This window comes from Desulfosporosinus metallidurans, assembly GCF_001936615.1.
Classification (GTDB): domain Bacteria; phylum Bacillota; class Desulfitobacteriia; order Desulfitobacteriales; family Desulfitobacteriaceae; genus Desulfosporosinus; species Desulfosporosinus metallidurans.
The window spans coordinates 1-26323 of record NZ_MLBF01000057.1; the positions used below are offsets into that span (position 1 = coordinate 1).

36 protein-coding genes and 4 pseudogenes are annotated in these 26323 nt (G+C 40.3%); 10 read left to right on the forward strand and 30 right to left on the reverse strand.

From position 1 onward, the window contains the following. The first annotated feature begins 236 nt into the window (after positions 1-236). Both DSOL_RS21645 and DSOL_RS21650 read left to right on the forward strand, forming a co-directional pair. Positions 237-476 carry a hypothetical protein gene (locus DSOL_RS21645; RefSeq protein ID WP_075366859.1) on the forward strand — a complete coding sequence of 80 codons (240 nt, stop codon included), beginning with the start codon at positions 237-239 and terminating at the stop codon, positions 474-476. 232 nt (positions 477-708) lie between these two features. After that, positions 709-936 carry a DUF2922 domain-containing protein gene (locus DSOL_RS21650; RefSeq protein WP_075366860.1) on the forward strand — a complete coding sequence of 76 codons (228 nt, stop codon included), beginning with the start codon at positions 709-711 and terminating at the stop codon, positions 934-936. Positions 937-968: 32 nt separating this feature from the next. Here DSOL_RS21650 and DSOL_RS21655 read toward each other — a convergent pair whose 3' ends face one another. Next, on the reverse strand, positions 969-1508 hold the full coding sequence (locus tag DSOL_RS21655; protein ID WP_083642906.1) for an SLOG family protein: 540 nt from the start codon (positions 1506-1508) through the stop codon (positions 969-971). 164 nt (positions 1509-1672) lie between these two features. On the opposite strand from DSOL_RS21655, the gene DSOL_RS21660 reads away from it, so the two are divergent. Then, entirely contained in the window at positions 1673-1984 is a 312-nt protein-coding gene (locus tag DSOL_RS21660) for a helix-turn-helix domain-containing protein (RefSeq protein ID WP_075366861.1), read from the forward strand. 233 nt (positions 1985-2217) lie between these two features. On the opposite strand, the pseudogene DSOL_RS21665 reads toward DSOL_RS21660, so the two are convergent. From DSOL_RS21665 to DSOL_RS21730, 14 genes and pseudogenes are all read right to left on the reverse strand, one after another. Beyond that, a pseudogene (locus DSOL_RS21665) lies at positions 2218-2633 on the reverse strand (DUF3427 domain-containing protein); the annotation flags it as partial. Positions 2634-2684: 51 nt separating this feature from the next. Then, positions 2685-3401, reverse strand: coding sequence for a DUF5131 family protein (locus DSOL_RS21670; RefSeq protein ID WP_075366862.1), 717 nt, complete (start codon positions 3399-3401; stop codon positions 2685-2687). Between the two features lie 28 nt (positions 3402-3429). Further along, positions 3430-4245, reverse strand: coding sequence for a three-Cys-motif partner protein TcmP (locus tag DSOL_RS21675; protein ID WP_075366863.1), 816 nt, complete (start codon positions 4243-4245; stop codon positions 3430-3432). A 133-nt stretch (positions 4246-4378) separates the two neighbouring features. After that, positions 4379-4726, reverse strand: a pseudogene (locus DSOL_RS21680) (RNaseH domain-containing protein); the annotation flags it as partial. A 223-nt stretch (positions 4727-4949) separates the two neighbouring features. Beyond that, the gene (locus DSOL_RS21685; protein ID WP_235838944.1) at positions 4950-5675 is read right to left on the reverse strand and encodes a Fic family protein; all 726 of its coding nucleotides are present in this window, start codon (positions 5673-5675) and stop codon (positions 4950-4952) included. Beyond that, the gene (locus DSOL_RS29160; RefSeq protein WP_235838945.1) at positions 5653-5937 is read right to left on the reverse strand and encodes a Fic family protein; all 285 of its coding nucleotides are present in this window, start codon (positions 5935-5937) and stop codon (positions 5653-5655) included. The genes DSOL_RS21685 and DSOL_RS29160 overlap by 23 nt, the downstream gene beginning before the upstream one ends. A gap of 372 nt (positions 5938-6309) precedes the next feature. Next, positions 6310-6702 carry a HepT-like ribonuclease domain-containing protein gene (locus DSOL_RS21690; RefSeq protein WP_235838946.1) on the reverse strand — a complete coding sequence of 131 codons (393 nt, stop codon included), beginning with the start codon at positions 6700-6702 and terminating at the stop codon, positions 6310-6312. Between the two features lie 38 nt (positions 6703-6740). Further along, a complete protein-coding gene (locus DSOL_RS21695; RefSeq protein WP_075366865.1) occupies positions 6741-7037 on the reverse strand; it encodes a nucleotidyltransferase family protein in 297 nt (98 codons plus the stop codon). Between the two features lie 73 nt (positions 7038-7110). After that, positions 7111-7326, reverse strand: a complete 216-nt coding sequence (locus DSOL_RS29165) for a VWA domain-containing protein (protein ID WP_235838947.1) — start codon at positions 7324-7326, stop codon at positions 7111-7113. 619 nt (positions 7327-7945) lie between these two features. Continuing rightward, a complete protein-coding gene (locus DSOL_RS21710; protein WP_075366866.1) occupies positions 7946-8200 on the reverse strand; it encodes a hypothetical protein in 255 nt (84 codons plus the stop codon). A 106-nt stretch (positions 8201-8306) separates the two neighbouring features. Next, on the reverse strand, positions 8307-9407 hold the full coding sequence (locus DSOL_RS21715) for a hypothetical protein (RefSeq protein ID WP_075366867.1): 1101 nt from the start codon (positions 9405-9407) through the stop codon (positions 8307-8309). Positions 9408-9707: 300 nt separating this feature from the next. Continuing rightward, a complete protein-coding gene (locus DSOL_RS21720; RefSeq protein WP_075366868.1) occupies positions 9708-10175 on the reverse strand; it encodes a VOC family protein in 468 nt (155 codons plus the stop codon). Positions 10176-10281: 106 nt separating this feature from the next. Then, positions 10282-11184, reverse strand: coding sequence for a hypothetical protein (locus DSOL_RS21725; RefSeq protein WP_075366869.1), 903 nt, complete (start codon positions 11182-11184; stop codon positions 10282-10284). Between the two features lie 37 nt (positions 11185-11221). Continuing rightward, positions 11222-12337: a WD40/YVTN/BNR-like repeat-containing protein gene (locus DSOL_RS21730; protein WP_075366870.1), complete on the reverse strand. Its 1116-nt coding sequence runs from the start codon at positions 12335-12337 to the stop codon at positions 11222-11224. A 242-nt stretch (positions 12338-12579) separates the two neighbouring features. On the opposite strand from DSOL_RS21730, the gene DSOL_RS30195 reads away from it, so the two are divergent. Further along, complete coding sequence (locus tag DSOL_RS30195) at positions 12580-12669, forward strand: hypothetical protein (protein WP_427854443.1); 90 nt, start codon at positions 12580-12582, stop codon at positions 12667-12669. Between the two features lie 91 nt (positions 12670-12760). On the opposite strand, the gene DSOL_RS30200 is transcribed toward DSOL_RS30195, so the two are convergent. Next, the gene (locus DSOL_RS30200; RefSeq protein ID WP_427854444.1) at positions 12761-12913 is read right to left on the reverse strand and encodes a topoisomerase DNA-binding C4 zinc finger domain-containing protein; all 153 of its coding nucleotides are present in this window, start codon (positions 12911-12913) and stop codon (positions 12761-12763) included. 549 nt (positions 12914-13462) lie between these two features. Between DSOL_RS30200 and DSOL_RS27565 the strand changes: the two genes are divergently transcribed. Further along, positions 13463-13723 carry a hypothetical protein gene (locus tag DSOL_RS27565; protein ID WP_139314565.1) on the forward strand — a complete coding sequence of 87 codons (261 nt, stop codon included), beginning with the start codon at positions 13463-13465 and terminating at the stop codon, positions 13721-13723. Positions 13724-13879: 156 nt separating this feature from the next. Here the strand turns inward: DSOL_RS27565 and DSOL_RS21745 are convergent, their stop codons facing one another. The 5 genes and pseudogenes from DSOL_RS21745 to DSOL_RS21765 form a co-directional block, all read right to left on the reverse strand. Further along, positions 13880-14416: a shikimate kinase gene (locus tag DSOL_RS21745; RefSeq protein WP_075366871.1), complete on the reverse strand. Its 537-nt coding sequence runs from the start codon at positions 14414-14416 to the stop codon at positions 13880-13882. A gap of 38 nt (positions 14417-14454) precedes the next feature. Further along, positions 14455-14706, reverse strand: a complete 252-nt coding sequence (locus tag DSOL_RS21750) for a hypothetical protein (RefSeq protein WP_170871586.1) — start codon at positions 14704-14706, stop codon at positions 14455-14457. Positions 14707-15079: 373 nt separating this feature from the next. Further along, a complete protein-coding gene (locus tag DSOL_RS21755) occupies positions 15080-15292 on the reverse strand; it encodes a helix-turn-helix domain-containing protein (protein WP_075366872.1) in 213 nt (70 codons plus the stop codon). Positions 15293-15707: 415 nt separating this feature from the next. Further along, the gene (locus DSOL_RS30205) at positions 15708-15803 is read right to left on the reverse strand and encodes a VWA domain-containing protein (RefSeq protein WP_207649663.1); all 96 of its coding nucleotides are present in this window, start codon (positions 15801-15803) and stop codon (positions 15708-15710) included. A gap of 20 nt (positions 15804-15823) precedes the next feature. Next, positions 15824-16324 (reverse strand): annotated as a pseudogene (locus tag DSOL_RS21765) (DUF3102 domain-containing protein); the annotation flags it as partial. Positions 16325-16525: 201 nt separating this feature from the next. Here DSOL_RS21765 and DSOL_RS21770 point away from each other — a divergent pair. Then, positions 16526-16741 carry a hypothetical protein gene (locus DSOL_RS21770; RefSeq protein ID WP_034143219.1) on the forward strand — a complete coding sequence of 72 codons (216 nt, stop codon included), beginning with the start codon at positions 16526-16528 and terminating at the stop codon, positions 16739-16741. Positions 16742-16745: 4 nt separating this feature from the next. Beyond that, on the forward strand, positions 16746-17096 hold the full coding sequence (locus DSOL_RS21775; protein WP_075366873.1) for a hypothetical protein: 351 nt from the start codon (positions 16746-16748) through the stop codon (positions 17094-17096). Here the strand turns inward: DSOL_RS21775 and DSOL_RS21780 are convergent. The 6 genes and pseudogenes from DSOL_RS21780 to DSOL_RS21805 form a co-directional block, all read right to left on the reverse strand. Continuing rightward, positions 17080-17640 carry a hypothetical protein gene (locus tag DSOL_RS21780; protein ID WP_075366874.1) on the reverse strand — a complete coding sequence of 187 codons (561 nt, stop codon included), beginning with the start codon at positions 17638-17640 and terminating at the stop codon, positions 17080-17082. The genes DSOL_RS21775 and DSOL_RS21780 overlap by 17 nt on opposite strands. Positions 17641-17737: 97 nt before the next feature. Then, positions 17738-18394 carry a hypothetical protein gene (locus DSOL_RS21785; protein WP_075366875.1) on the reverse strand — a complete coding sequence of 219 codons (657 nt, stop codon included), beginning with the start codon at positions 18392-18394 and terminating at the stop codon, positions 17738-17740. 24 nt (positions 18395-18418) lie between these two features. Beyond that, positions 18419-18613: pseudogene (locus DSOL_RS21790) on the reverse strand (DUF3427 domain-containing protein); the annotation flags it as partial. 517 nt (positions 18614-19130) lie between these two features. Then, positions 19131-19871: a Fic family protein gene (locus DSOL_RS21795; RefSeq protein WP_207649664.1), complete on the reverse strand. Its 741-nt coding sequence runs from the start codon at positions 19869-19871 to the stop codon at positions 19131-19133. A 164-nt stretch (positions 19872-20035) separates the two neighbouring features. Continuing rightward, positions 20036-21130 carry a plasmid pRiA4b ORF-3 family protein gene (locus DSOL_RS21800; protein ID WP_075366876.1) on the reverse strand — a complete coding sequence of 365 codons (1095 nt, stop codon included), beginning with the start codon at positions 21128-21130 and terminating at the stop codon, positions 20036-20038. A 52-nt stretch (positions 21131-21182) separates the two neighbouring features. After that, positions 21183-21794, reverse strand: coding sequence for a 3'-5' exonuclease (locus DSOL_RS21805; protein WP_075366877.1), 612 nt, complete (start codon positions 21792-21794; stop codon positions 21183-21185). Positions 21795-22087: 293 nt separating this feature from the next. Between DSOL_RS21805 and DSOL_RS21810 the strand changes: the two genes are divergently transcribed. Next, positions 22088-22375, forward strand: a complete 288-nt coding sequence (locus DSOL_RS21810) for an AbrB/MazE/SpoVT family DNA-binding domain-containing protein (protein WP_075366878.1) — start codon at positions 22088-22090, stop codon at positions 22373-22375. Next, the gene (locus DSOL_RS21815) at positions 22368-22781 is read left to right on the forward strand and encodes a type II toxin-antitoxin system VapC family toxin (RefSeq protein ID WP_075366879.1); all 414 of its coding nucleotides are present in this window, start codon (positions 22368-22370) and stop codon (positions 22779-22781) included. The genes DSOL_RS21810 and DSOL_RS21815 overlap by 8 nt, the downstream gene beginning before the upstream one ends. Before the next feature lie 59 nt (positions 22782-22840). Here DSOL_RS21815 and DSOL_RS21820 read toward each other — a convergent pair whose 3' ends face one another. Further along, positions 22841-23299, reverse strand: coding sequence for a DUF3102 domain-containing protein (locus tag DSOL_RS21820; RefSeq protein ID WP_235838948.1), 459 nt, complete (start codon positions 23297-23299; stop codon positions 22841-22843). 397 nt (positions 23300-23696) lie between these two features. Here DSOL_RS21820 and DSOL_RS21830 point away from each other — a divergent pair, with 397 nt between their 5' ends. Then, positions 23697-24233 (forward strand): DUF4256 domain-containing protein, encoded by a 537-nt coding sequence (locus DSOL_RS21830; RefSeq protein WP_075366881.1) that lies wholly within the window; start codon positions 23697-23699, stop codon positions 24231-24233. A 253-nt stretch (positions 24234-24486) separates the two neighbouring features. Here DSOL_RS21830 and DSOL_RS21835 read toward each other — a convergent pair whose 3' ends face one another. Further along, positions 24487-24729: a hypothetical protein gene (locus tag DSOL_RS21835; RefSeq protein ID WP_075366882.1), complete on the reverse strand. Its 243-nt coding sequence runs from the start codon at positions 24727-24729 to the stop codon at positions 24487-24489. Between the two features lie 230 nt (positions 24730-24959). Beyond that, complete coding sequence (locus DSOL_RS21840) at positions 24960-25211, reverse strand: hypothetical protein (RefSeq protein WP_170871587.1); 252 nt, start codon at positions 25209-25211, stop codon at positions 24960-24962. Positions 25212-26323: the final 1112 nt, after the last annotated feature.

Consider the following 26323-nt stretch of genomic DNA (forward strand, 5'->3'; position numbering starts at 1 on the left):
ATCTCAAAGCTAAAGCTGCGATACCATGTGCAAAGTATTTGCACTTACCGAAAATCACCTGCTTTATAGTTTTCTTCTAATAATATAATTTATAGCATTAATTTATAACCTTAGGGCTTGTCACTTAAGGGTCTGGAAATGGCAGTCATCATCATCTTCCCCTTCTTCCTCTTCCCATCCCTATTGCTTTTTTCAATACCCACCATCCTACACTTCTCGATGCAGCAGAAGGACTTATGGGCGGTGGCGGTGCAGCCCTCATTACCGGAGGCCGTTGTGATGCAGACGTAGGTGCAGGCATTGTCCCACCTGAAGACATACCTGATGATGCCACAAAGGTTCGGGGGGCAATATCACGCCTAACGGGGGAAATAAAGTATACGGGAAATATTGTTATTTTTGAAAATATTCATATCTATCCCCTCTTGAGCATCCTGTTTGAGAGTTTCTCTATCCATATAATACTCCCACAATGAACTCTTCTCTTCCGTAGGGAGGATTACGACCAGGTGGCCGCTGGACTTAACCACTCTCGGAATGGGTCGTATTAATTGATAAATTTGTCTTACATACTTTCAACGTCTTCGCCATGTTTTCAACAATCATACTGGCCGTCTCCCTGTATTTTTCCTTCATCTACGAATCTGTTTTGTCTAATGCGGTGAGCATTTTCAGCAGCTCATCGTAGGCTTTGATCAGGTTATCGCGGTGAATGGTGAATGGTGCTTCGGCCGTCATGAGTTAACTTTTACGACTGCCGGCGGCAAAACGTTTTCCATCACCATCCCCGATCCGAGGGAAGACCTAGATAAGGCTCAGGCCGAGGACGTTATGAACACGATCATTCAGAAGAATGTATTCCTTAATTTTCCTGGAACGTATAACATCCCCGATGACTATCAGTTCGTCACTCATAACACCCCAGCAATGGGCTAATAGGGTTCATTGGGCTGTACTGCTAGTTTTTTTCAAATCAGTCGCACTTCATAGGTATTGGAGTCAATCAGAATCACAATCTTTCCCAGGGTGCGAGCAATAGAAAGGAGTTTCCCCGTGCTACCGGGTTTGCCATTCCATACCGCAAGCACATAATTACTCTGTTTAACCATGTATTCCTTTTTCTTTCTGATACAATCCTTACTGTAATGACGCTGCAGTAAAGTTTCCTTATCACATCGTTCTAAAATAGAAAAGTACCTGTCACGCTGCGCTATCGTCCAATTTGCCGCCTGATTCTCACAGGGAATAACGCACTCCAGGGTAACTTCGGGATAGTCTCTTTTGAGGTCAAGGACGATGTCTGCAACAAACTGGCCTACACATAAATCAACACCGCTGATGAAATGAGTAACTCCCATAGCTTCAATCAAATAGACCGCCTGTTCCATCAGTACCTGCTTCAATCGCAGGCTCCCTGCGATATTTTCGTCAAATCCTATTTGAAAGCTTTTAGTGCTAGGCTCCGAAAAGCAGCAAGCAGTCCTTATATTGGCATCTTTAATAATCATCGGTATATTAAGCAACCACCTTTCTCATAATAATATGGAATTAGGGCATATATTTTCTTGCATTATAAGGAATTTAATTCCCTATGTCAATAGAAACATATGCTGTAATTCCGTATAAAGAGCCAATGTATTGTCTATAATCATATACAAGGTGGTGAATTGTAATGTATGAGGATTTATTTTACGAAAGATTAACCACACTCCGCACACAAAAAGGAGTTTCCGCAAGGGATATGAGCCTGTCTTTGGGTCAAAGTGAAAGCTATATCAATAAAATTGAGAACAAAAAGTCGCTGCCCTCCATGACAGGATTTTTTTATATCTGCGAATACCTAAATGTCCCGCCTAAAGATTTCTTTAATGACGAAGTAAGCTTTCCGACAAAATTAAATAACTTAATTAATGAGTCTAAGAAGCTGAACGGTGGCCAATTGGAACATCTTCTAGCTATCATTAAGGACTTAAAGACAACCTAAGAAAAACAGGCAAAAGAAAAGGACTGACGTGTTGCAAGCACGCCAGCCCATCCGATTGTCTAACCGAAGGGTTAGCCCGAATTAGAAGCTATAAGCAATAACCGCAATCCTAGCCAGGGGCGGTTATTGCTTCTTGATGATCAAAATAAATCCTCTATGTTCCTTAATAGGTCATGTTGTTCTTCGGGCATCTAATAAGGAAACAATTCTTTGGAAAACTTCACTTGTCAACCTCAAATCTTTACCGTCTTCTTCATCACAAACCCCGGCAAAGGCTCCTTCATCTCTAGACAATACTAATTGGTGCTGAACCATAATGGCATTCAAAATCGGCAAAGCCAATACAAGTAAACTGAGAGGCAAAAGCCCCCTCTTTCTTATACTCTCTCACAAAAAACAACACATTCCCATCACTGGCTACTTGGTTAAGATACCTCTGCCCTGTCAGCGATTCCTCCGTCGTTCGACTTTGAGACTGCCAATGAAATAACTTCTCATTGATAGAATAATCCTGATACATGGTTGAGGTCGAATAGTCCTTTTCAGACTTGTTCAAGGTCACGAAAAAGACATCCAGCTTCTTCTCAGCTAGGTAGAGAACTCCCTTTCGAAAGGAACTCCTCTTTTGTTCCGTATGTTTTCCCAGAGCCGTGCATGTTGATTTGTGTACTTTTATTGGAATCGGGAGCAGCATTGTCAGTTATTTGGCCCCGATTTCCGGCATAGCATCCCAGGTTTGCCCAAGCAATAACCGTCCATTTTTCTTCTTGTTTATCCCACCCCATTGTTTGAAATAAAAGCTAACACCTTGTTGATCACATTCATTCTTGATAGATAATACCCACTCAGGGTCCATCCTTCGAGACTTAAACCCACTTTCTCCACCAACAATCGCCCAGTCCACGCCCGTTAAATCAAGGTTTTTAACCTCATCTATTAGCGGTTCAAAGGAAATAAATCGGACCTTCGCATTCACTTTCCTCAAGGAATCAATGCGGTCTTTATATTGATCACTTTCAACGGTTACCCCTTGCCAGATGTTAGGGCTCCAATTCAGATAAGGAGCCAGTTCTTCAAGTCGTTCTGCTCTCTTCGTTAGGACTTGGAAGGTATGCCAGGATGCTTTGTTCATAATCCCAAAAATCTTTTGGATAAAATCTAAAGGGATGTCTTCATGGAACAGATCCGACATGGAATTTACGAAGATTAGAGAAGGCTTTTTCCACTTTAAAGGATCAGTCAGGCAATATTCGTGGAGTGTAACCTCAAATCCATTAACATATTTCTTATTTCCCATTAACTTTAGACGTTGCGCCATGACAGCAGCATAACAGTTTTTACATCCATCAGATATCTTCGTACAACCGGTAACCGGGTTCCAAGTATTTTCTGTCCATTCAATTTTCGATTTTGACATTTTTATCGCCTCGTTTTATAAATTACTATTAAGTGTGTGTTAAAATGTGGTCCACAGCTTTTAGAGAAAGATTTATTGCAGAAGATGATGGATTGCTTACAGCAAAACACAATAGAAATAACGGTGAGTTGTTTTTAGGATTTCGCAAGGTAAGAGGATTTGAAGATACTCCCGGAAATACTGCTTTTAATCGTTTAATTATGTAGGCTTTAATTTGTTCGATTGAAGCTCTTTCTATGTCAACATCACCGAATAATGTCAGTTGGGGTGATTCTTTATATATTTCCTGTTCCCACATAGTAGTCCCTAATACTTGATGAAGTTTCAGCCTATGAGATTCAGGGATATTTCCATGTCGAGGTAATACCCTATTAACGGCTGATAGCGGGAAAAGATACCAAACGTCGAACGCTTTCGTATTTGCTATTGAAGATAAGGAATCCCAATTCAAATTCATAGCATACGGATCAAGGAAAATTACCCCGCGCCAATAATTACTAAACCACGAAAAGGAATCTATCGTTTTCAAAAGTTGGTTACAGTCACCCAACAAGAACTCAATATTCTTATTTGTAGCCTTCTGAGTAATATTGTCTTCTAACTTTTTCAGATATTCATGATTACTGTCAATGAAAATATACCGATCGAATGGGTAGTCAATTGCTCTTACAGCCGAGCCAGGGATAGATCCGATACCTGGGATATCGACATCTCCACTACCTGCGAATGCATCAATATAACATAGCTTAAAGTTTTGGTTTTTCATAGCTTGCACAAAAAAACTCAAATATTTCTCCAATATGTCCAATTTCAGTAGGGTCCACGGTCCACCAAATGCTTGCACCTTATCCCCTCCTTTTAAGAACATTTGTTCCATTACCATTCTAATCCCTGTAATAGATTGTTACAATAGGTAACCCAAAATATTCCACAGATAAAGTTCATAACAGATTCCACTTAACCATTCACCAAAGGTATTAATCTCTTAGCAAGCACCTAATACCATTTCTTCTCCGCAAGCGAAGCCGAATGCGTTCATCTATACCCTGGTCGGCAGAATCACCACCAAAGTCCTCTCCCTCTCCTGAATAATTCCGTTCGTCACTTTTCAAGTTTGCCTTCCAATACTTTTCAAGGCTATTGAGCAAATGTAAGGGAAAAGGCTGAGAAGTACTGAATTTGTACGCAAGATTCGCATCATGTAACAAGTGGGCAACACTCGCGAGATCATCCGCCTCTTCTTGATAGGAGACACCCGTTAGGAATAACTCCACTGCTTGTTGTTTTAGAAGAAGAGTCCCCGGACTTTTATCAGAATGTGCCGATTTCCGACTTGTTAAATTCGCTTTAAAAGGCTAACGGGTGTGTGTGAAAACTCAGTCCCCAAAATATAAAGTGGTTACAGCAAGCAAAAAGCGTTCTCCTTTCACTGTCAAAGTGGAGTGAGAACGCTTGTGCTTTGTTGTTATAGAAGCGAAAGTGGTGATGTAAAAACAATATTTATAAGTTTTAGGACAGCCCCGTTGCTTCATTTTTCTATGCTCAATATTAGTCACTATTTCGTTTTACAGCCCGATACTGCTGCTTGCTGCTGTTTGGCTTGTCAGGAACAGTCATCTCAATCAAGCCAAGTTCCAACGCGGGGCGCAAATAATTGTTGCTGAACGTTGGACGGTGCTTAAGTCCAAGCCGCTCCAAAAGCTCTTTTGTGGACAGCGTTTCGCTGCCTAATGCGGACATCAGGCGCTCGACTTGATCGGTAACTTGCTCGCGAACTTGTTCGGTTAGCATAAGATCATTTAAAGCATCTCGGATAAAGCGGAGCATAAATTCAACAAAAGCTGTAGAATCCACCGCTTTGTCGGCAACAGCCAATATGGCGTAATACTCCTGTTGACGTTCGCGGATTAATGTCTCCACAGACAACCAGTTAAAGATTGGTCTCCAGCGACTTAATAAAAGCGTCTGCCACATACGCCCCATCCGTCCATTTCCGTCAGCAAACGGATGGATAAATTCGAACTCATAGTGAAACACGCAACTTTTGATGAGAGGATGAGTATCAGTTGTTTTGACCCAGTGAATCAGATCACTTATCAACTTAGGTATAACATCTGCAGGCGGGGCCATATGCACCAGCTTTTCTCCCGCAAAGACACCAACACCACCAAAACAAAAACGCCCAGCTTCATTTGTTAGCTCCGCCATCAATATCTTATGGGATTTCAATAGATCATCCATATTAAATGGGTCAAATGTAAGCATCAAAAGCATTTTTAACTTCGCGTATTTCATTGGGTGAGCCAAGAACACGTTTACCGTTAATAATGTCCGTCATTTGTTCCAATGACAGCGAGTTGTTCTCAATTGCCAGTGACGTATGAATGGTCCGTATTTGATTATCCCTGCGCAAATGAGGGTTCACCGCAGTTTCGCTTTTTACAGTAATAACGCCCACTAGCTCGCTGATTTCAGCGACCAGGTGAATGATTACATCTGTGACACTATATGGTGGAACATAAGGCTTTTCTGGCACAGGCTCACCACCTAACTACTACTTATACGTTGTTATACCGTTCAAGTTGTAAAAATACAAGATTTTTCAGCAGATCACTTGAAAGTCCTAAATCTTTTGGCCGAACTGTGGCCCAGGCGTAAAATTTCACTTTACCCACGATCTTGCCGGGATTATTTCTGAATGTAGTCCTGGGCTTGTTTTCCAATTGGATTAAGCAGCTAAATGAGTTTCATATTGTTGATAAAATTTTGGTCATTCGGGCGATAAGACAGAGCGAATTTTTGTGTATGATAATCCTAGTAACAACAGAAAGACCTCTGAGAGGTCTTTCTGTTGTTACTAAGGTTTATTGAGTGTGATTAAACCGAAAGAACGATTCGGCCAGCTATTTCACCCTTCGGAATATTCAAAATTGATATGTCTGTAGTAGAAGCTCCGCTTAGCTACCTCGTACTCCTCTTTGTCAAGATTACCTTTACTAAGCTCTAGTGCCACTACTTCCATTAGTTTTCTCTTCAGCTTTAGCAAATCATTTTTAATTATATCGAATACCATAAAAGTATCAATATTTATATAGTCATGAACAACTCTATTCCTGAAACCTTTGATTTCCGACCAACTAATATCCGTATAGACCAGCTTTAGTTCATTGCTGATTTTCCCAATATTCTCACCCATGTTTGCAAATAGATTGAGTGTGGCGTTAAAATTCATTTGATCGTTATATTCGTAAAATGTTTCAGCATCGGAAACAATCCTTGGAATATAGAAGGATTTTCTCAATACTCTCCAGCAGGTTTAAAAGATACATGAGGTCGTTCCTAATGCATGGTAACATAAATGATCTCCTTTTTTGCTCTATGAAGCACTATTGGATTTGCATACTTGGCTATAACAATATCGATACGCTTATTTGTAAGCAATTGTAGCTCATTTTTCAGGACTGAAAGCAACCGATAATCAACATTGTCTTCTACGAGAATATCAATGTCATTAGATGCCTCTCCCCTGGCAGTTGATCCAAATACTCCTATTCTACTCAAGCCGAATTTCTCAAAAAAATTGTTACGAACCATAATGTCTTCCAACTGAGATATTTGATTAGTCTGCCCAAGCATTTCTATCACCTTCTTATTTTTCTACAATAATATTATAGTTAAATTTTACCACATAAACACAAGCATTGCTATCTTAACCCAACAAGTGTGGGAATTCATTCAATAGTCTCTCGTACAACTGTTCGTCTGATATCCTGTCAATATCATCAAGGGCAAAAAAGTTTGCATTATCGACTACTCTGCTTTCCATGGTATCTAACTTTTCGAGGATGCCATAGTTTTCTCGCCCAATTCCTACGAATTGCCAAAACAAAGTCAACCATAGAATTGGAGTGAAATGAACTGCCAACGCCCTTGACACCGCCGATATCAAGTATTTTTCCACTTTCGGTTCAATTTCGGTATCGATAAAGACGATGGGTTTCAGGTTCTTTTCTTCCTTTAAATACTTGCTGTAGCGAATGATGAAGAGTTTTACTTTATAAATGAGGCAAGGTATGGCCTTCGGTTACTTAAGACCAATTGACTAAGTCCTCTTTCGATATAATCAGTTTGCTCCAAAGGAAAGGTGCATTATAAAAAAATATCCTGCAACATCAAATTTGCAGGTACATATTTAACTTTTCTAGATCAATGATAAACCCAGCATTTAGCAGCATATCCAATCCTAAAAGTCCATTAATATCTTTGTAAATGTAGCTTGTAAAATCCAATGAACAATTATTAATGCAATATTCTCCGACCTCGACTTTGTCCACTTTCTTTACAAAAGAATGTTTCTTTCCCCCCTATGCCATAAGAGGTAACAATTTCATCCTCACCACTTACTCGTATACCTATTTCATCAACACAATCTTGGGTTAACAGGGAATGCGAGGCATCTGTATCTATTACAACATTGCTTATTTGCTTCGTTTTCCCTCTATATGTAATTTCAATACTAGTAAAAAGCAATCCATCTCTATAATTCAATGCGCATTTCTTAATGCTCTCCTCAATCCAATTCTCGTTCTTAACTTTATCACTACTACTTCATTTGCAGTATGATAAATCAAAACATTATCCTTAGATTCCAAAAGCTCACGCGTTGCTTTATCATCTGCTATAGGCCCAATTACGGCTATTTCATCCACATACTCCTTGTCGTTTTCAATATGTGATTTTAGGACTTCAAACTTAACAAACTGATTGGGATAAGTATTTCTTACCTCATTCCACGTCATATAAAAACGCCTTCCCAAAATTTAGTATAAATTAGTATATCATAAAAATTAAAGCGATACTTTTATTCCTGCGGTAGGCTTATCATACAGATTCTCTTAACATTTTTTATGGGTTATAGGCTTCAATCTTCTCACTGACAAGCCTCAGCCGACCACCTTTTAATGACCAGACCGATTCAGCCCAGGCAACTGTATTGGCATGGGCAATGAACGAAATTCGTTGCTTGCCATGAAGCTCCTGAGTACCATCACCGTCATCGTCAGCAGGATCCAGGCTGACAAATAGATCATCCATGACTTCATCATCTACATACGACTGGTCTTTAAGAAATACCCCTGCTTTATTATAGACACCACTGTCAATATACAAGGGAACAGCTGCCCCATCATGAAAATTAACGATGGAGTTAACCCCTGTGTTTTTATCGATAATCTTCATCTCAAACCCGGGAAGGCATACTACTTTCAAAGCCAAGCCTTTGTTCAGCTCTTCCTGAGATACCACTGAAACTACCTTTTTATTTTCATATGCCATTAGGGCATAAAGAACAATTCCTCCGCTGCCACCAGTTTCAACAGAAACCATGATCTCGTTTTTCTTTGCGGCAGTGAAACTCCCGATATTGAATCGCGGCAACATGACTCCAAAATCTTCAGGCAGTAAAAAAGCGGCAAACTTCCCGGTAACCCCATCCCTGACAACGACCGCCAAATTATGAGTTTGATGGCCAAAAGGGGCACTTGTATCATTGTTTTCGCCAACCAGCAGCACATCGTCAGCAGCACCGTCTCCATCGGCGTCAATTCTAGTGCTGTCATAAACATATCTAGTCTTTCCGTTTTCCGAATCATCCTGTGAGAACGTACTACCGGGAACAAAATCCGGAGAATACTGGTGTGATGTATGTACTGAAGTTCTTTCCGAAACCGTAGGATCTGGGTTTTCACCGGAGGAAGTATTACTGGTGGTTGAATGACTTTCATTGGATGTTGAATTAATGCCGTCGAAGGTATTAAGACTGGCGACTGTTTTTTTGCCGCCCGTAGTATCATTCTGTGTATTGTTTGTATTACTGGTTACCTTGATAGCGTCTGTTTCAAAAATCTTATGATAATTAAAGGCAACGATTATCCCTGCTGTACAAATAATCATTATTGCAATGATGATAATAGCAGGTAACTTGTAAAAAATATTTCTGGTCTGCATTGGCTTCAATTCTCGGCTTCACAATTATTGCACTGGCAATATGTGATGGCCAACCCCTTCCCATTAAATAATTCTTGAAATCAATTTCTGATTTCTTGCAAAATTACTTCAAATACCCAGTTATTTGGCATACAACCTATTTCCCACAGTTTATTTCGCACATTCTTAACCGACTAGGAAAGATTTTTCTCATATGGATATTGCGAAGTTTACCTTCCGCCTTCTCAACGATCCTGAGTAGAAACCTTAAAAATATGGTTAATGCGAGCTTAAATTGAAATTTTCCAAATACCCTAATTTTTACGTTAATAACGACCTTACATAATCAACTGGTACATCCATACGAGTGGCCGTTTCTTCAATCGAAAGCCCGGTGTTTATAAAGCTCTTAACAACCATAATCATGTTTTCGCCGACTTCAATAATGTGCTTATCCACATCATAGAAACGAACTACTCGCTGGCCCCATGAATGTTCAAAGAGTGGATGAACATATTCGATACTTTTCATAGTGTTTAATTTTGTAACAAAGCCGTCCATGTCATCTTCCTCAAAATATAACTCACATGCATTGTTTCCGAAAACAATTTCTTCATCTTGCTTATGAATAAACCCTTTCCAAGTATCAGCAGTCTGCAATGCAATGCCGCCCGTCAAAGTAACATTTGCCCCAAAATCAGCAACAATCTCTAACCCTAAAACGTCGTGATAAAACTGCTTTGCTTTTTCTATATTTCTTACAACAATCAACGTGCAAGTATACTTCATTCTCACGATCCTCCAATGTAGATTAGATAAAAAATAACATTTTACTAATGTCCGTTAAGATTCCCATTATTAGCCTAACGGGTATATGGGAAGCTGACTAGCGGGGTCATTTTTTATGATATATATTCTCAATATTTTGAGGTATATCGCTTTTGCTTATTTTAACTATATTAACGAAACAGTGTACAATATCATCTATGTTTTGAGCGTATATGCCATTCGCATCGCCGCTATTCTCGTACATTACATATTCAGTATCCAACTTGTTTCCACTTATAGTAAATCCTTTAATATCAAGCCCCGTTGAATAATTTGGTTTTGCTGGGAAACTTCCGATATAAACCAGCAATTCTTTAGAAAAATCAGGTGCCACGTAATAAGGAATTCCAGGAACATATTTATCCATAAAATCATGCCAATCTGCATCTGTTTCTATGATTAATGTACCTACTGGATACGTGTCAAACATATTATATTTTACAGTTGCAAAACCTCTATAAAAATATTGAAACTTTATATTTGTATCTTGAGCTATCTCCTTGTTTTGTACCTTATTTGAAACACTAGCAAATCCATTGTATACGTTAAAAAGAAAAGAAGTCTTATCCTCAGCTTCAATAGTAAAATTAAAAACATTCGTAGATGTTATTTTGATCGAGCCGTGTTTACTGGGAGTTAGGAATTTTTTTTCCGCTAAGACCTCCCCAGTCCCAGTTCTTTGATTTTGGACCACTACTATTCCTTGCATAGGATCGCTTTTAAGGTTACCAACCTCGACAACTATTGTCATATTCTCATTGGGAACTTCCTGTTTCCAGCCATTTGTAAAACTTATAGTCGAGTTATTTTCAGCGTCTTTTACTTGTTCGAATACTCCTGTTGCGCCTGCTGTAATTGTGGGTTTAGACGCCTCCACTTGTGTACTTTCGTTATAAGGGCTTATTACATGGGACCCACAACCAGACAAAATAAGCATTAGGACAATAAGTACATATCCATACTTCTTCATTTCATCCTCTTCCTCTCCCTTACAAGCTTTAAACAACTCACTTAATGGATATATCAAAGCTTGAATTTGAAGATACCAGTGAATAATACCTACTGCGGCAATTCGCCTCTCCGGAGACACACTGGTTAACGCGGATAAACAATGGACCAGCTATTCCTCCGTCCGTCGTTCTAAGAAGCACTAGTTGTTCATCATTGGAGATCAATAGTGCCCATCCTATCTTGTCATTTATGAAGTCAAGTTCTGTTACATCCAGCCCCTGATCAAGAAAATGTTTCAAATTCTGGTCGGGTTCGATACCAGTCCAAGTTTTGCCCCCATCAGAGGTATGATAGAGCTCTTTCTTAGTCGAAGTCTTCCACTGCCAGTTCCAGCCATTGTAAGCATCGGTGAAATCCACGATGCATGGGAACTGTAGAGGCGTCCTGCTTTGCCACGTTTGTCCGCCGTCCTTCGTGGTGTATAAAATAGTTGCGCTGTTGCCTTGGCCGTTCTTTGGCATATATATCGCCGTCAACAGGCCTTCCTTGGCCGAGAAGAACACCGGGGAATCTCTAACACCGAGTTCACCACTCGCATAACCAACCGGAAGTTCTAATTTCTGCCTCTGCCATGTGAGGCCTCCATCTTGCGTCCGGTAGAGTAACTGGATAGAAGGGTCAAGCCTCCCAACCAGCCAACCGTTTTTAGGATCACGAAAACTGATCTCCCCCCCAAAAGGAAGGCCATTATTCTTAACAAGGTCATAAACGCTGGCGATCTGGGTCCAGGTAACACCGCCATCGCTGGTCTTAAACAGCTCCGCAGGACAATTATGCTGGCTATGAACAGCCATCAGCCATCCCTGCCGGGAATCAGCGAAAGTAATCATACCCCAATAAAGCGGACCTCTGTTTTGAGCTCCTTGCGGCAACTCGGTCTTGTGCCAGGTCTGACCGCCGTCGGTGGTGTGAAAAGCTAGGATCTGAACCTTTTCCTCATTTCGCGATGAGATTGCTACCCACGCCTGATCGGCATCAACAAAATCCTCAATTAGCCCGTAAGCTTCTCCCTTGCCAACCGATGGTGTAACCGCCTGCCACGAAAAACCGCCGTCAGCGGTCCTGAGAACGTCCCTGTTGGTTGATGCCCAGCCCGAGGTCTCACTGAACATCTGGATTGAAGTAAATTGCCAAATCCTATTAGCGTTCTCCGTTTGGTTACCACTTGCCTTAGGCTGATCAAATGTCTGTTTACTCGTTACATTCCGAAAACACCCTGCCAGTAGGAGGAGGGCAACCGCGAAGAAGACGTAAATGAGGGATGTTTTTCTTGACAGAACACACCATCTCCTAATGTAATCTTGACACGAAATCTATATCGACTCATATCCTTTTTCATACAGCAGCCACGCGTATGTACAAGTACGGTCGGGTTAATATACGATCACTTCAGGAAATCCTAGAGCATGAGAGTGTGGCCACAACCGAGATATTCACATATTGATGAGCAACAATTGTTGTCTGCTGTCAATTCAAACCCGCTTGCTAAGATGTTTTAATTAATTGCTAAGCTTACAGTTTCCAGTGATCACGGTTTATGGATAATGGGCAGTTGGGAACACGGTTTTCGAACTAATTAGTAATTGTAAACTACACTTCGGATAATTGTTACACTCTTTAAAATATCCATATTTACCCTTTCTCGTGATCAGCTCCCCACCACATTTGGGCCAACTATTAGCGCCAATTTGTGCGCTACTTCAGCTTTCTTTTTATGTAAACCTTCGACATGCTGAGTTCTGACTTTTTTATTTCGTGGGTCACCCGTGAGCGGAAAATCTGGCATCCTATTTCTAATAGCTCGTATAACTGCAAACACTTTCTATAGCCTGAATTCTTCATTATTCTGTAAAACCCTGCCAACGACTGTTCCTTTTTACAATATTCTTTAAATTATACACTATTAGGACGGACCTTCTGCTTGATAGTCAATCTTGCATAGCTTACTCTGCGTAAAGGATAACACTCAGCTCAGACAATTCTATGTAAAAAAGGAGCGAAGCCTAAGATTCCCTTAGTTTCGCTCCCTTTAATCCCTGCATAGGCTTTTTCACATCACACCACAAGTCACTTAGAATCCCTTCTTGATAACCCGCTAGACCAGTTTTAATATAAGAAGTTTTTCTTTGAGAGGAGCGAGTTCAGGGGAGGAGACTCTGTCGAGTTGTTTCAATCGCTGAGGACTAAGGACTTAGGACCTGATCCGAGCGCGAAAGCTGATAATCTTCGAGGGTGTAATGCCAAGCTTTTGCTTGCCTGGGGTAGATCCGATTTCAAGACAGTCTCTTCCTTTCCGTCTAGCCATGACTATAGCTTATGCTTACTTGCCCCATAGCTTAGCCTATCAAGCGCCGAACTTTACCATCCCAACTATAGCGGATCACGGTCACGTTGGAGGCATTCTTAGGCAACACCAGTTCTACGATGGTCAAATGAGATATGGTATCATAGTCACCCCCGAGGGACTGGGAGTTCTTTATCGTCATAGTCGTTCATAACAAGAACATCACTCCGCTGAAATCTCTTTCCGCTCCTTTTTCTGTCGTGCCTTATCCAGGCGTTCTTGATACATCTTTCGAATCCAAGTACTCACAGGTGCCTTCCATTGTTGACTTGGGTTGGGGATATTTTTGAACAGACATTTCGCGCAATTCTCAAAGCTTTAAGGTCATCCTAATATCTCGTACAACCTCGTCAACACCTCGTCCGGCTACCTTTATGCGATAATTTGCTTTAGAGTAAAAACGGCCAAAATACTTAAGATCCAAGCTAATCTCACGCAAATAATGTGTCATTTCTGACTCCCTAAGCTCCATTTTCGCTAGTGGTTTTGAATATTGATCAAAAAACTCCAGCCGTTGCACAATGTTCTTAGCCCGGTCTGCAAGCACAATTGTAACGGGATTAACTTTCTGTAGCTTCTTCCAGTAAACTTCCATAAATCCACTTGGCGGTAAGGCGACAATATAATTATCTTGGTTACTATCAATAATTTTCTCTAACACCAAAGCTGCCTTTTGACGAAAGGCATCCATCGTGAAGAATTCCTTTTTGAGGAATTCAATCGGTTTGGCATAATATATCTCTACCTCATAATCTAGATCAAAAAATTTAAACCCAATTTCCTGTGCCAACTGCTTGCCAATGGTTGTTTTTCCAACACAGCTTACCCCACTGAGAAATAATCGCATTTACTCTTCACGCTTCCTAGTTTTTCTTTATTAATCTCTTAGATCCTATCTTCTTCGTCTAAGCGCCGTTCAATCTCTTCATCAGTCAAGTCAAACTGGCGAGCGTATTCTCGTGCCCGTTGTCTCTGGGCATAATAATCCTGTTTGCGTTGCTCTCTTTTAAGTAAAGGATTCTGCTTCCCACGCCCTACATTTCGTAAGCCTCGATAAATAACGTAACTGATGAGCGAAGTGAATAGCAGCATGATAATGCTCTGAAGTGGATTTCCAAAGCCAAAACCTATGATCACACTGTTCACCTCCGAAAAGTCTTGTTTCCTTATATTCTACCATAGTGGTACTTAAGCATTCTAAAGAATTTTCTTCGCTTCGTACGCAGAAACCCTTGCCAGCCTGCTTGCGTATTGCTTCTTCAAATGATATACCATGACGTAGAAGACCTTCTGTAAACTGGTAATTCAAATTTGTAATTTAGGGGTGTTTCCATGGAGGAAACTATAATTCAGGCCATTGTAAAGGCCCAAGCTTCGCAAGTAAAGCAAAAAAAAAATCAACCGTTCGGTTGATTTAGAAAGTGTATTTTTCATAAAGAACGCTTTCTAGGAAATGTCACCTCTTTTGTTTTGGGTTCGGAGAGCTTGAAGGGGAATTTCGGCGCTTCTCTTAGCGATAGGGCCTTTTATTATTGGTCAATCCCACCAGATAGTCGATACTGGTTTTATAGAATTCAGCAAGTTTAATAAGTGAGGTACTAGGAATATCAAGGGCACCGCTTTCATATCTGGAATAGGTTGTTTGGCTTACCTTCAGCATGGTGGCAAGCTCTTGCTGAGTCAAGTCCCTGTCTTCTCGTAAATCGCGCAATCGTCGGTACATGATGTTCACCCCACCAACATTTTATAATATGCGATAATCGAATATTATAGTGAGTGTAAACCACTATTGGGGTGAAGAGCATTGGTGAATTATAAAGAAATGTATAGTATACTCTTTAACAAAATGACAGATATCATAGAAGAAATTCAACAGATACAGCGCCAAACGGAAGAAATGTACTTAGAAAGTAAGGACAGTGGATTTGTTCTTCTGAAGTCATGCAAGGATTCAGACCACCCAAGGAAGCAAGAATAATTTGGAAGTGTTAAATAGCCCCACCTAAAATTAGATGAGGGCTATAGCTATTTAACTTCGTCACTACTTTATATAGAGATAGTTAAGTTGAAAAAGGTTTATGCAACCCACTAGAACCATCTGATTCTTACGAGAAGGTAAAATAATGCTTTAACCTGATTTAACTAAGAATTTTTTTAAGTTTTGCTTCCTTAAGCCATTGCGGGAATTCATTCAACAGTCTTTCGTACAACTGTTCATCAGATATCTGGTCCACATCATCAAGGGCAAAAAAGTTTGCTCCGGGCTTTTGTTCTGAGTGGTTAATTGGGTGAGTTCGCTACTTTTCAAGTTCAGGTCTTTTTGGAGGTCTTTTTTCTCTCGAATGGCCTGGTCTCTGTCCTTGACAGCCTGCTGCAATTCCAATTTGGTCATGGTCTCGACATCATGCTCCGCGATAAACTCCTCCCGCTCCTCTTCCGGGATCCCAAGGAGGATGAGCGCCTGGGTGTAGGTCAGATTCGTCACCGGTGACGAATTTGGATTGCCGTCACTGTCGGGGGAAGCAAGCAGTTTCGTCCCATACTCTTCGCAGAACTGCATCAGCCTTTCGGCCGTTCGCTGTGAGTAACTGACTGATTCCTTCAACCACTTGCCCCATTCTCCATAGGGAAGCAGGTCCTTAGCCTCCTTCAGGGGTCGGCCGATCTCAATGGCGCCGGCAAGGAGGATTTTCCCGGCTTGGTGTCTGATCGTGTTTATTTCAGCCGCGATCACAAGCGGCGTGAGATCTGTGATATCCGTCTTGGGAGGAATACTTGCAAGAAAAGTTGGATGCTTCTCTGCCTACTATATATCGGCCGGAGTTTGATAAATTTGACAGAAGATGGTTTATTATGACATTTTGGTGTTTGGGAAAATACAATATATGACTATCTCCTTCTAAATTGGTAAAACTATACATATATTATTGAAACAGTGTTTGGAAGGTGATATGATATGGACAAGAAAAACAATGATAGTCCTCAAGAGGAGGGAGAAAAAATGAGTATATTAGAAAGTGAAATATTAAGTAATAGACACTGTCCTCCTACTGAATCTTTAAGACAATCTTTAAATGAAGTTAAACTTATGAAAGAAGGGAAAAAGGCAGAAACTTCTCTTCAAGATTGGTTTTCAAAAATTAAGAAGGATAAAGAAAACGGGAGACTGTAGTTAAATGAATATTGTCCCGACTAACACATTTGATCAGGATGTTAGAGATTATATACGAAAAAAGAAGTATCGACATATAGAAGATGATTTATATGATGATATTTTTAAATGTTTAATCAATGACATTTTGATTGGGGACGAAATTAAAGGGTTGAATTTAAGTCAAAGTGAACATGTTTATAAAGCTAGAGCTAAAAATACGAGTGTAAATGTAGGGAAAACTAATGGATTTAGACTTATTTATCTATATTCAGAAAGTTTATCTAAAATATATTTGTTGACTGTTTATTCAAAGAAAGATCATGAGACTATATCAAAGGCAGAGATAAAGAAAATAATTAAGACATACTTATAACGATAAGACCTCTGCGCATCGGGGTCTTATCGTTATTTTCCCTTCCCTTTTTTCTCTTAGAATCCTTGACATTTAAAGTCTTTCCGGCTGTGACACGAGCTAACTCTTGCCAAACAGAGGAAATGAGCCTTACATTTGGGATACGTCCATAGGTCGCTTTTTGCAGAGCTTCCCAATCTGCATCGATCCAAAGTGTTTCTAGAAGAAAGAAGTACTGCTCGCACATCGTCAATTTCAAGTATTCTTCGTAGCGATCGGTTACCTTTAGATGAAATTCAACTCCCTTACCTGGCATCATAACTGCTAGATTACCTGCCAACGCTAAATGATAAAACATATGTAACAGGGAATATGATCCCTGATCAAGCTTTGGGTTTGCATTTTCCGTCTTAAAGCTCATGAGTTGATTCAACCCCCATAATTGTTCCCTAGGCATGTACTGGTTTTTGGGTGATAATACCGTATCCTCCTCTTTCAGGTAATCCATGAATCTCAGAAAGTCCTGCAATAAAGGGCTTGGATAAGTTAAGGAAATCTCAAACATTCTTTCTTCTCCTTTTAATAACAGTTTGAATCGCTCAGCTCCGAGCCATCAGAACGAATGCTTCGCGCAATAATTCAGGAGGCACACCGTAGGGTCCTTATTCGTCTTCATCTCTACCTTCGGTAAAAAGCTCATCCAGACACCCGTCATCAATAGCTGACCCTCTATTTTTATAGGGAACTGACCGTGGCCTACCCATTTTGTAAAATTTGCATGACTTAGGTCCATAACAAAAGGTTTCAAATCGATATTTTTTTATGTTCTTCTCAAAATCCCATTGGATTTCTACATTAGCCATATTGGCCCAGATACATTGATAACATTTTGTTTCCCACAAACGTTTACTTAATAGCCTGGCACCTCTTTCTTCATATGTCTGCATTGATGGAGGCAGCATCATCCAAGGCGGTGATAAACTTTCAAGATTCGTGGATGCTCTACTCAAACGTTTTAAAGAGCCAGCTCTATAATAATCTGCAAATTCTCTTTCTTCATATTGTTTTGTCCAGGCTGTACCTTCAAGTACATCACCTATCCGAAATAAACCCTTAACCTGCTGTTTCTCAGAAATTGCAACCGAAAACTGTTTTTCACCCTCACTGCTATCGCCAACAATAAAGAGATTATATCCTAGGTGATAGTGTGTTCGATTATCCATAAGATATCTCCAGACTCTGGTTCTGGGTTGAACAGCTACAATTTCACCTTGCCAATTCACTTTAAATGAAATATTTCCATAAACTCTCTTATTCATCTTCACTCTTCATCCTTTAAATTGATACCTCTGCCCTGTCAGGGATTCCACTGTCGTCCGGCTTTGCGACTGCCAATGAAACAGCTCTTCATTGATGGAATAATCCTGATACATGGTTGAGGGAGAATAGTCCTTTTCCGACTTGTTCAAGGTCACGAAAAACACATCCAGCTTTTTTTCAGCTAAGTAGAGAACTCCCTCTCGAAATGAGCTCTTCTTTTATAGGCGTCTACAAGAATATAGTAATCGTTAATAGGCCCCTCGATGATTAACGGATTGTCCAATTTATTCTTTCTAATGTTGGCTGTTAATCGTGTATCCTCTTCACAGCGAAATAAGGGGTCCGCAATATTCGAGACAATTTAATCCAATCAACAAGCCCGGGCATTGGAACTCACCCCCAATCCTTCTAAGGAAAGGTTGTGAGCAATAAATTGTCCTATTCTCTAAGTGTATAGTCTAATGAAATAAAGAATACTCCGTTGTAATCTTTAGGTTGTCGCAGTGACGGTGAAGGGGTTACTGACAACTCTTTCGGTGTTGTGAGTAACCCCTTCACTGCGACATCATGGAACTAAGCGTTGCTTTTGTTATGGCATTGTGTGAATTATCTGGCCCAAGAGTAAAAGAAAAATATAATTGCTTGCGAATGTGCCAAGAAAATAAATTAATATTTAGAAGGCTATTTTGCACATTGACTTATTCACTATACCGAAGGAAGGGAACTGGGACTGACTTATTTCAGAACCGGATTGCTTAGGTCTGGAAAAAAGTACGAAACCATCACTTTGTATTGGTCCTGCGATGATAGGCAAGTATCCCTGAGAAATCCCTTTTCAGATTTGTATTCCTTCAGACCGCGGTAGTAAAACAGCTTATGTTCATGGTCAATGATAAAAGGGAGGATATCATTTTTAAGGCATTCTTTAAACATAATGATACGCCCTACTCGGCCGTTGCCGTCCTGAAAAGGATGGATGCTTTCGAACCTGAAATGGAAGTCCACGATATCTTCAACTTTAATATCCTTTTTTTGATGATAATCGGCAAGCAGTTTTTGAATTTCTCCGGCCACCTTTGAGGGAGCAGTTGTTTTCATATCACCGACTACGTTCGGTCTGGCTTTGTAGTCTCCGACACGAAACCACTCTTTGCGTTCATCGGAAGTATTTCTTTTTAGAAGCCGGTGGAATTCCTTAATCATATCCTCTGTCAGTTCCTCGTCCGCATGGGTAAGCATATAATCAAAGCAGGAAAAATGATTTACTGTTTCAATGATATCGTCAACATTTACCGCTTCATCCGGTTCCATATTGACTGTGTTTGTCTCATAAATGTATCGGGTCTGATCCTCGGACAGGCGGCTGCCTTCGATCCGGTTCGAATTGAAAGCAAGTTTGACCTGAGTCTGATGGTACAAACCACCCTTTAGCTTCATCTCTTTTTCTTCCCACAATCGTTCCAGTAACCTCTGCATTTGGAGTATCACCCTTTTCCATACTGTATTATACTAATTATACCACATTTTTACTTAATTTCACTTGGTTTTTACTCTGAGTCATGCAAACTTGTCGATTTGAATTGCATTATCTGCCCTGTATTACTCCCATGGATCACATATTATTCCATCGACTAAAAACACTATACACGCAAGATATTTTCTAACCTTTTATTGATTAATTCCATATCAAAGTTTCTATACCATTGGCTCTGAGCCCACTTCTGCATCGTTTCATAGTCAACATGGTTCGGATCTGCCATGATTTTTAAAAATTCTACGTATCCCGGAATGCCCCCCACATCTTCCGGTGGTGCATTACCTTCCCCCATTAAGCAAACCGGATAGGTTTTATTATACTCAGTATTTGTCCCTTGAATGGTAATTTCGTGCTCCCAGTTGTCGCCGTAATCATAGCAATAAGTTATTTTATAATGCTGCTTGGCATATTTCGAGAAGTTAACCTCTGAATCTAAACGCATAGGGCAGTCCGGCCTTGGTTCAAAAACTTCATCAAATTCACTAATCACCTTTAAAACGCACTTACTTGCCTCGTCCAAAATATTAAAATCATACATATGATAACTTTTCCAACCGAATACTGCTTGTAATATGATATGAAGCTGTTTGAACGTAATATCTACAGGAGTAATAACTCGTCTCCAGGCTGTGTGGCGATCTAAATTCAGCTTGACCATTATATCGACTGCCTCACACTTAACGATTTCTTCCCCGGCAAAAAGCTTGAAATCCCTGTATAAAAGGGCATGTGGGTATGTATAATCAGATTCCTGGGTGATTTTCATGAGTTCATTATTCATCCTTTTGGCAACAATAGTCTGATAATGTTCCTTTGTTTCTAAGCTATCATCAAATATGTTTACCCGTTCACAGGCTTTATTGAGGCGAGCAACATATTTAGCACCTCTGGTCTTAGAGAAAACTAACTCTCCAGCTACTTTCAAATACCCTTCGATGATTTCGATCTTTATTTTCTCGTCTCCCAAGCAATTTCTAATTCCTTGGATAAGTAACTCATTTATGTGTTTGAAATCTTTTGCTTTCAAACCATGCAGAACAAATCCATATCGATTGCTGTCGTTGACTGCGACAAGTGTCTTTCTGCGCTTCACCGTGATTAAATGCACGCTCCAACAAAATAAATCGTTTTCTTCAGTTCCTTTCCCTGGCACTATCCCCATCTCGTCATTTAGTTTTTTTGTACAGCATATTTGCATTTTTTCCCTCCTAAGTCTAAGAACTTAATCATATATCTAATTAGACGAAATTCTAAGCCTTTTTACATGTTCGCTTCGCTATGCTGCACGGGTTATATCCTCCTGCGTACAATTTACCAAGCCTCATTCCCACAAGAGCCGCGAGCTCTTTTATTGTGGTCACTCCCCTGGCAGATAAGGCTGATAATAGAACATTGCCACAGGCAATGGCATCTTCTAAGGCGTTGTGATGGGCAAAATCATGGTTTAGAAATTTGCAAACCGTATCAAGTTTATAGTTATCTAAGCCACTCCACGTCTTAAGTGCCGTTTTATAGGTACATAAATAGTCTACTTCAGGATATGGAATTTCGTATAAGTCCAAAATATGACGCAACACCGACATATCAAAGGAAGCGTTGTGTGCAATAACATAGGCATTCTCAAAGAGAGGACTAATCTGCCCATAAACGAGATCGAATTCTGGAGCGTCCTTTACATCTTGCGCTTTAATTCCATGGATTGAGACGTTTAAAGGGTCAAAGTAATTACACCGGGGATGTGGTTTTATAAGCCAATACTTAGTATCGACGATCTGTCCTTCTTCAAGAACTGCAATTCCAACCGAGCAGGCGCTGCCAATAAATCCGTTCGCAGTTTCAAAATCTATACACACGGCTCTCATTGAACTTTCCTCCTATTTCTCTGCATTCTTTGAGCAAGCCAATCAGAAAATTGTCTTTTGCACAGTTTTTAGCACAGTTTACTCATACATAATTCTGCTTTTTTCTGCTAAACCCTGCCTGCAGCTATTGCTATTTCTTACGAAATGCATAACAAATAACCGTGTATAACAAATTAGGGAAATAAAGGCGGCGTGGTTATTTATAGGCTTTCATTTTAACTGGTAAAACTTGACTCATTCAAAAGTATTACTTATAATAATGGTAATACTTTTAGGATGGAGGGACATCTATTATGGCTAAACAACTTCTTTCTGGTAAGTTGACTAGCAAAGGACAGTTAACTATTCCAGTTGAATTGAGAACTCTTTTAAGCCTTAAAGAGGGGGACAGATTAGCTTTTGTCCTAGATGAAAACGAACGAATTATTGAAGTCCAGCCTAAGATTAAAAAGTCAATTCGAGGTGTCATGGGAGCTTTGAAGTCTACCTCTTCCATAGATGTAGATGAAGCCATTGACCAAGCTAGAACAGAACGGGCAAAAGAAGTTGCCGTTGGTTTAAAGGGATTGGAAAATGAATAAGCCTATGATCGCTGACATCAACATCCTGGTTCGCTTATTCGTTAAAGACGATGACACTCAAATCGAACAATTGGTAAGACTTATTGAACAAGGTGACACGAGGTTTTATATTCTGTCTCTCGTTATAATCGAAGCCTATTGGGTCTTGCGTAAAGTATATGGATTTGAAAAAGAAGCTATTTTGCAAGTATTTGAGGATTTTGTTGAAGCTGACGGCGTTGAACTCGAGGAAGACAGTCTGATGCAACGTGTCTTAGGTCGGTTTCGTGAGGTAAACGTAGATTTTGTAGACGTTTACTTAGCCGAGAAATCAAGGAGTTTGGAACTACCAATATTGACGTGGAACTCAAAGGATTTTAGAAAGCTTGACTGTGAGTTTTACAGACCACAAGATATAATAATTTAGAATCGTGTTTAAACTTCCCTCGGATAATTAGTAAAACAGAGAGACCTCTAATTCTCAGTTTAGAGGTCTCTCTGTTCAATTTTTATATTTTGGATTCTGATGGCAATTTTCCTGGCTGATGTGGTCTCTTCTTTGTCCGTCTCCAGCTCCCTTTGCTTTGACGTGACTTTTTCCTGCTCCGCCGAGTATTTCGACTTGTAGTCTTTCACCTGTTGCTCCAGGCCTTGGGTCAGAGTGGTTAATTGGGCGAGTTCGCTGCTTTTCAAGTTCAGGTCTTTTTGGAGGTCTTTTTTCTCCTGAATGGCCAGGTCTCTGTCCTTGACAGCCTGCTGCAATTCCAATTTGGTCATGCTCTCAACATCATACTCCACGATGAACTCATCCCGCTCCTCTTCCAGGATCCCAAGGAGGATGAGCGCCTGGGTGTAGGTCAGATTCGTCACCAGTGACGAATCTGGATGGCCGTCACTGTCAGGGGAGGCAAGCAGTTTCGTCCCGTACTCTTCGCAGAGCTGCATTAACCTATAGTTTCCTTTAAAATACTGGATAAAACATTAATTGCATATAATGGCACATTCGTTTACCATTCTTCATGTCTGTAATCCAACATCGATGTGCGGATCGCATACTTCGGCTGATACTTTTGACAGAAACTTTTTAGGCTTTTAGCCTGGAGGTTTTCGGCGGCTTTAACCTCAAGAGACACAATATTCATTTCACTTTGGATATGAAATCGATTTTTGCACTAGCCTTTTCTGCGGACCAGTAATAAGGCGTTATTTCTCGACTGGCTATAAGCTGCTGTAGTACGTATTGCTCGGTTAAGGCGCACGATTTAATATCAAGTTCACTCATTGCACCGAGCAATCCAACGTCAAGAACGAACTCAGAGAACATATAAGGGGGAAACTAACCATGTCAAACGTAGCACTACTTGGAGCATTGCAAGCCCGTTTTGAGAAAAACACGAACCGCCATAAAGGTCTTGAATGGACTAAATTACAAGCAAAGCTGGAAACCAATACTGAAAAACTGTGGTCACTCAATGAAATGGAAAGAACTGGCGGTGAACCTGATGTTGTTGTTTATGATGAAACGTCGGACGTATACATTTTTTATGATTGTTCAACAGAAAGTCCTAAAGGCCGCAGAAGTGTTTGTTACGACCGTGAAGCGCTGGAGTCAAGGAAAGAGCATAAGCCAGAAAATAACGCTATTGATATGGCTGCTGCCATGGGCATTGAGCTTTTAACGGAAGAACAATACCGGGAGCTGCAGAAACTTGGAAATTTTGATACGAAATCATCGAGCTGGGTGAAAACACCTGCTGATATTAGAAAACTCGGCGGGGCCATCTTTTGTGATCGTCGCTACGACACTGTCTTTGTGTACCACAATGGAGCAGAATGCTACTATGCTGGCAGGGGTTTCCGTGGCTCGCTAAGGGTTTAAATTCACTTTGAGTTTTGGCATTTATTTCAGACATCGGCAATGTATCAACGTATGCGGTTGCTGGATTGGTTGTGGAGGATTGGATTATCTACCAGTCATAGTTTACATAATTTTTATACTATGATGAAGTATTTAAAATAAATTTCTAGGGTTCTCAACTCTATAATTGCCACGGTCTGATTAATTCAAACCGTGGCTATTTTTTTCTATTAGTGCCACTTTGAAACAACTTTCGAAATTCATAGCAAGAACATCACTCCGCTGAAATCTCTTTCCGCTCCTTTTTCTGTCGTGCCTTATCTAGGCGTTCTTGATACATTTCTCGAATCCAAGTACTCACAGGTGCTTTCCATTGTTGGCTTGGGCTGGGGATATTTTTGATCAGACTTCTTGGATTTAATCCCATCTCTCTGGCCATTTTCAGGGTTTCGTCGTTCAGTCTGCATTTCTTTTTTGCTTCAGCCCATTCGGCATCCTTTTTTATATTACTTGCCATGCATTGTTCCTTTCTTCAATTCTCAAAGCTTAAAGGTCATCCTAATATCTCGTACAACCTCATCAACGCCTCATCCAGCTACCTTTATGCGATAATTTGCTTTAGAGTAAACACGACCAAAATACTTAATATCCATGCTAATCTCACGCAAATAATGTGTCTTTTCTGACTCCGTAAGGTCCATTTTCGCTAGTGGTTTTGAATATTGATCAAAAAACTCTATTAATCTGTTAGATCCTATCTTCTTCGTCTAAGCGCCGTTCAATCTCTTCATCAGTCAAGTCAAACCGGCGAGCGTATTCCCGTGCCCGTTGTCTCTGCGCATAATAATCCTGTTTGCGTTGCTCTCTTTTAAGTAAAGGATTCTGCTTCCCACGCCCTACATTCCGTAAGCTTTGATAAATAACGTAACTGATGAGTGAAGTGAATAGCAGCATGATAATACTCTGAAGTGGATTCCCAAAGCCAAAACCTATGATCACACTGTTCACCTCCGAAAAGTCTTGTTTCCTTATATTCTACCATAGTGCTACTTAAGCCTTCTAAAGAATTTTCTACGCTTTGCACGCAGAAACCGTTGCCGGCCTGCTTGCGTATTGCTTCTTCAAAGTGATCTGGGCCGAATCTTTGCCAAGTCCATTATTACTGCTTTTAGATTGTTCACGGGCATTGTACAGAATAATTGCGACTCGAAGGCCCTCTGAACGAAAACAAGGTGCTCCGCGTTAAAGGCGAAGCACCTTGTTTATCACTGAGCAGCTCGAAAGGACCTTCTAAGTTTGAAATCAGGAGATGGGTTTCCCTTAATTTGATGTTGATCCAGCTAAGACATAAAATGTTGGCCTCCTTCGGAGCCTTTATTGTCCTCAATACACTTTCCCAAATCCTTATCAAGCTCATCAGTTTAATTCCCGGAACCGCCTTTTTTCCCAATATCCATATTTCTTCCCATGATTTCATTGGCATGCAGTCGGTAATCCCACTGGCCATATGGAATTATATTTATTGGACTTCAATGTGCGGCTTACTTCGCTGCAACTAATTTCATAATAAGCAAACGGTTGAATTTTATGCCAAATTCCGGCAAGGCCGCCAATCAAGAACCCCTTGCTTTCAAAAGACAGAGGGGCTTAACATAGCGTTCTTTATCGGACTCAAAGAGTAAAATAAAGGTAAATTATTTATTGCTGGCGAACCTCATATACATATGCGAGTGGGTTTAATTAAGAAAAATTCCTTAAATGAACAAGAGTCTGAGTCAGGAATGGAGGGCTTCTAGTACTATGGATATAAATATGAAAGCTAAACTTAAAGCTGCATTATCAATATTAGTATTTGTTTATATTGTTTATAGAATTTCAAGAGGCTATTAAGGCCCTCTTTGAATAGCCTATCAGCAAATAGCACCCTCGTCCAGGTTGAATGAAGGTGCTTAACGTAAGCACTTTTATAGGACTCTAATAAGAATGTATCGCAAGTGACATTCGCTAAAGACCCAATTATCGAAAGTTAAGACGCTAGTGGCGTCCTCTTACTTTATGACTACTGTAATGTTTTTTCTCAAAATACACCATGGTTTATGGTTAACTGGAAT

Excerpts from the sequence above, each read along its gene's own strand:
- DSOL_RS21645 (WP_075366859.1), top strand. The coding sequence starts at position 237 with ATGGGCGGTGGCGGTGCAGCCCTCATTACCGGAGGCCGTTGTGATGCA.
- DSOL_RS21655 (WP_083642906.1), bottom strand. The coding sequence starts at position 1,508 with ATGATTATTAAAGATGCCAATATAAGGACTGCTTGCTGCTTTTCGGAG.
- DSOL_RS21660 (WP_075366861.1), top strand. The coding sequence starts at position 1,673 with ATGTATGAGGATTTATTTTACGAAAGATTAACCACACTCCGCACACAA.
- DSOL_RS21670 (WP_075366862.1), bottom strand. The coding sequence starts at position 3,401 with ATGTCAAAATCGAAAATTGAATGGACAGAAAATACTTGGAACCCGGTT.
- DSOL_RS21685 (WP_235838944.1), bottom strand. The coding sequence starts at position 5,675 with ATGCTTTTGATGCTTACATTTGACCCATTTAATATGGATGATCTATTG.
- DSOL_RS21695 (WP_075366865.1), bottom strand. The coding sequence starts at position 7,037 with ATGCTTGGGCAGACTAATCAAATATCTCAGTTGGAAGACATTATGGTT.
- DSOL_RS21710 (WP_075366866.1), bottom strand. The coding sequence starts at position 8,200 with ATGACGTGGAATGAGGTAAGAAATACTTATCCCAATCAGTTTGTTAAG.
- DSOL_RS21715 (WP_075366867.1), bottom strand. The coding sequence starts at position 9,407 with ATGCAGACCAGAAATATTTTTTACAAGTTACCTGCTATTATCATCATT.
- DSOL_RS21720 (WP_075366868.1), bottom strand. The coding sequence starts at position 10,175 with ATGAAGTATACTTGCACGTTGATTGTTGTAAGAAATATAGAAAAAGCA.
- DSOL_RS21725 (WP_075366869.1), bottom strand. The coding sequence starts at position 11,184 with ATGAAGAAGTATGGATATGTACTTATTGTCCTAATGCTTATTTTGTCT.
- DSOL_RS21730 (WP_075366870.1), bottom strand. The coding sequence starts at position 12,337 with ATGTTCAGTGAGACCTCGGGCTGGGCATCAACCAACAGGGACGTTCTC.
- DSOL_RS30195 (WP_427854443.1), top strand. The coding sequence starts at position 12,580 with ATGTACAAGTACGGTCGGGTTAATATACGATCACTTCAGGAAATCCTA.
- DSOL_RS27565 (WP_139314565.1), top strand. The coding sequence starts at position 13,463 with ATGCCAAGCTTTTGCTTGCCTGGGGTAGATCCGATTTCAAGACAGTCT.
- DSOL_RS21745 (WP_075366871.1), bottom strand. The coding sequence starts at position 14,416 with ATGCGATTATTTCTCAGTGGGGTAAGCTGTGTTGGAAAAACAACCATT.
- DSOL_RS21755 (WP_075366872.1), bottom strand. The coding sequence starts at position 15,292 with ATGTACCGACGATTGCGCGATTTACGAGAAGACAGGGACTTGACTCAG.
- DSOL_RS21770 (WP_034143219.1), top strand. The coding sequence starts at position 16,526 with ATGGACAAGAAAAACAATGATAGTCCTCAAGAGGAGGGAGAAAAAATG.
- DSOL_RS21775 (WP_075366873.1), top strand. The coding sequence starts at position 16,746 with ATGAATATTGTCCCGACTAACACATTTGATCAGGATGTTAGAGATTAT.
- DSOL_RS21780 (WP_075366874.1), bottom strand. The coding sequence starts at position 17,640 with ATGTTTGAGATTTCCTTAACTTATCCAAGCCCTTTATTGCAGGACTTT.
- DSOL_RS21785 (WP_075366875.1), bottom strand. The coding sequence starts at position 18,394 with ATGAATAAGAGAGTTTATGGAAATATTTCATTTAAAGTGAATTGGCAA.
- DSOL_RS21795 (WP_207649664.1), bottom strand. The coding sequence starts at position 19,871 with ATGCAGAGGTTACTGGAACGATTGTGGGAAGAAAAAGAGATGAAGCTA.
- DSOL_RS21800 (WP_075366876.1), bottom strand. The coding sequence starts at position 21,130 with ATGCAAATATGCTGTACAAAAAAACTAAATGACGAGATGGGGATAGTG.
- DSOL_RS21805 (WP_075366877.1), bottom strand. The coding sequence starts at position 21,794 with ATGAGAGCCGTGTGTATAGATTTTGAAACTGCGAACGGATTTATTGGC.
- DSOL_RS21810 (WP_075366878.1), top strand. The coding sequence starts at position 22,088 with ATGGCTAAACAACTTCTTTCTGGTAAGTTGACTAGCAAAGGACAGTTA.
- DSOL_RS21815 (WP_075366879.1), top strand. The coding sequence starts at position 22,368 with ATGAATAAGCCTATGATCGCTGACATCAACATCCTGGTTCGCTTATTC.
- DSOL_RS21820 (WP_235838948.1), bottom strand. The coding sequence starts at position 23,299 with ATGCAGCTCTGCGAAGAGTACGGGACGAAACTGCTTGCCTCCCCTGAC.
- DSOL_RS21830 (WP_075366881.1), top strand. The coding sequence starts at position 23,697 with ATGTCAAACGTAGCACTACTTGGAGCATTGCAAGCCCGTTTTGAGAAA.
- DSOL_RS21835 (WP_075366882.1), bottom strand. The coding sequence starts at position 24,729 with ATGGCAAGTAATATAAAAAAGGATGCCGAATGGGCTGAAGCAAAAAAG.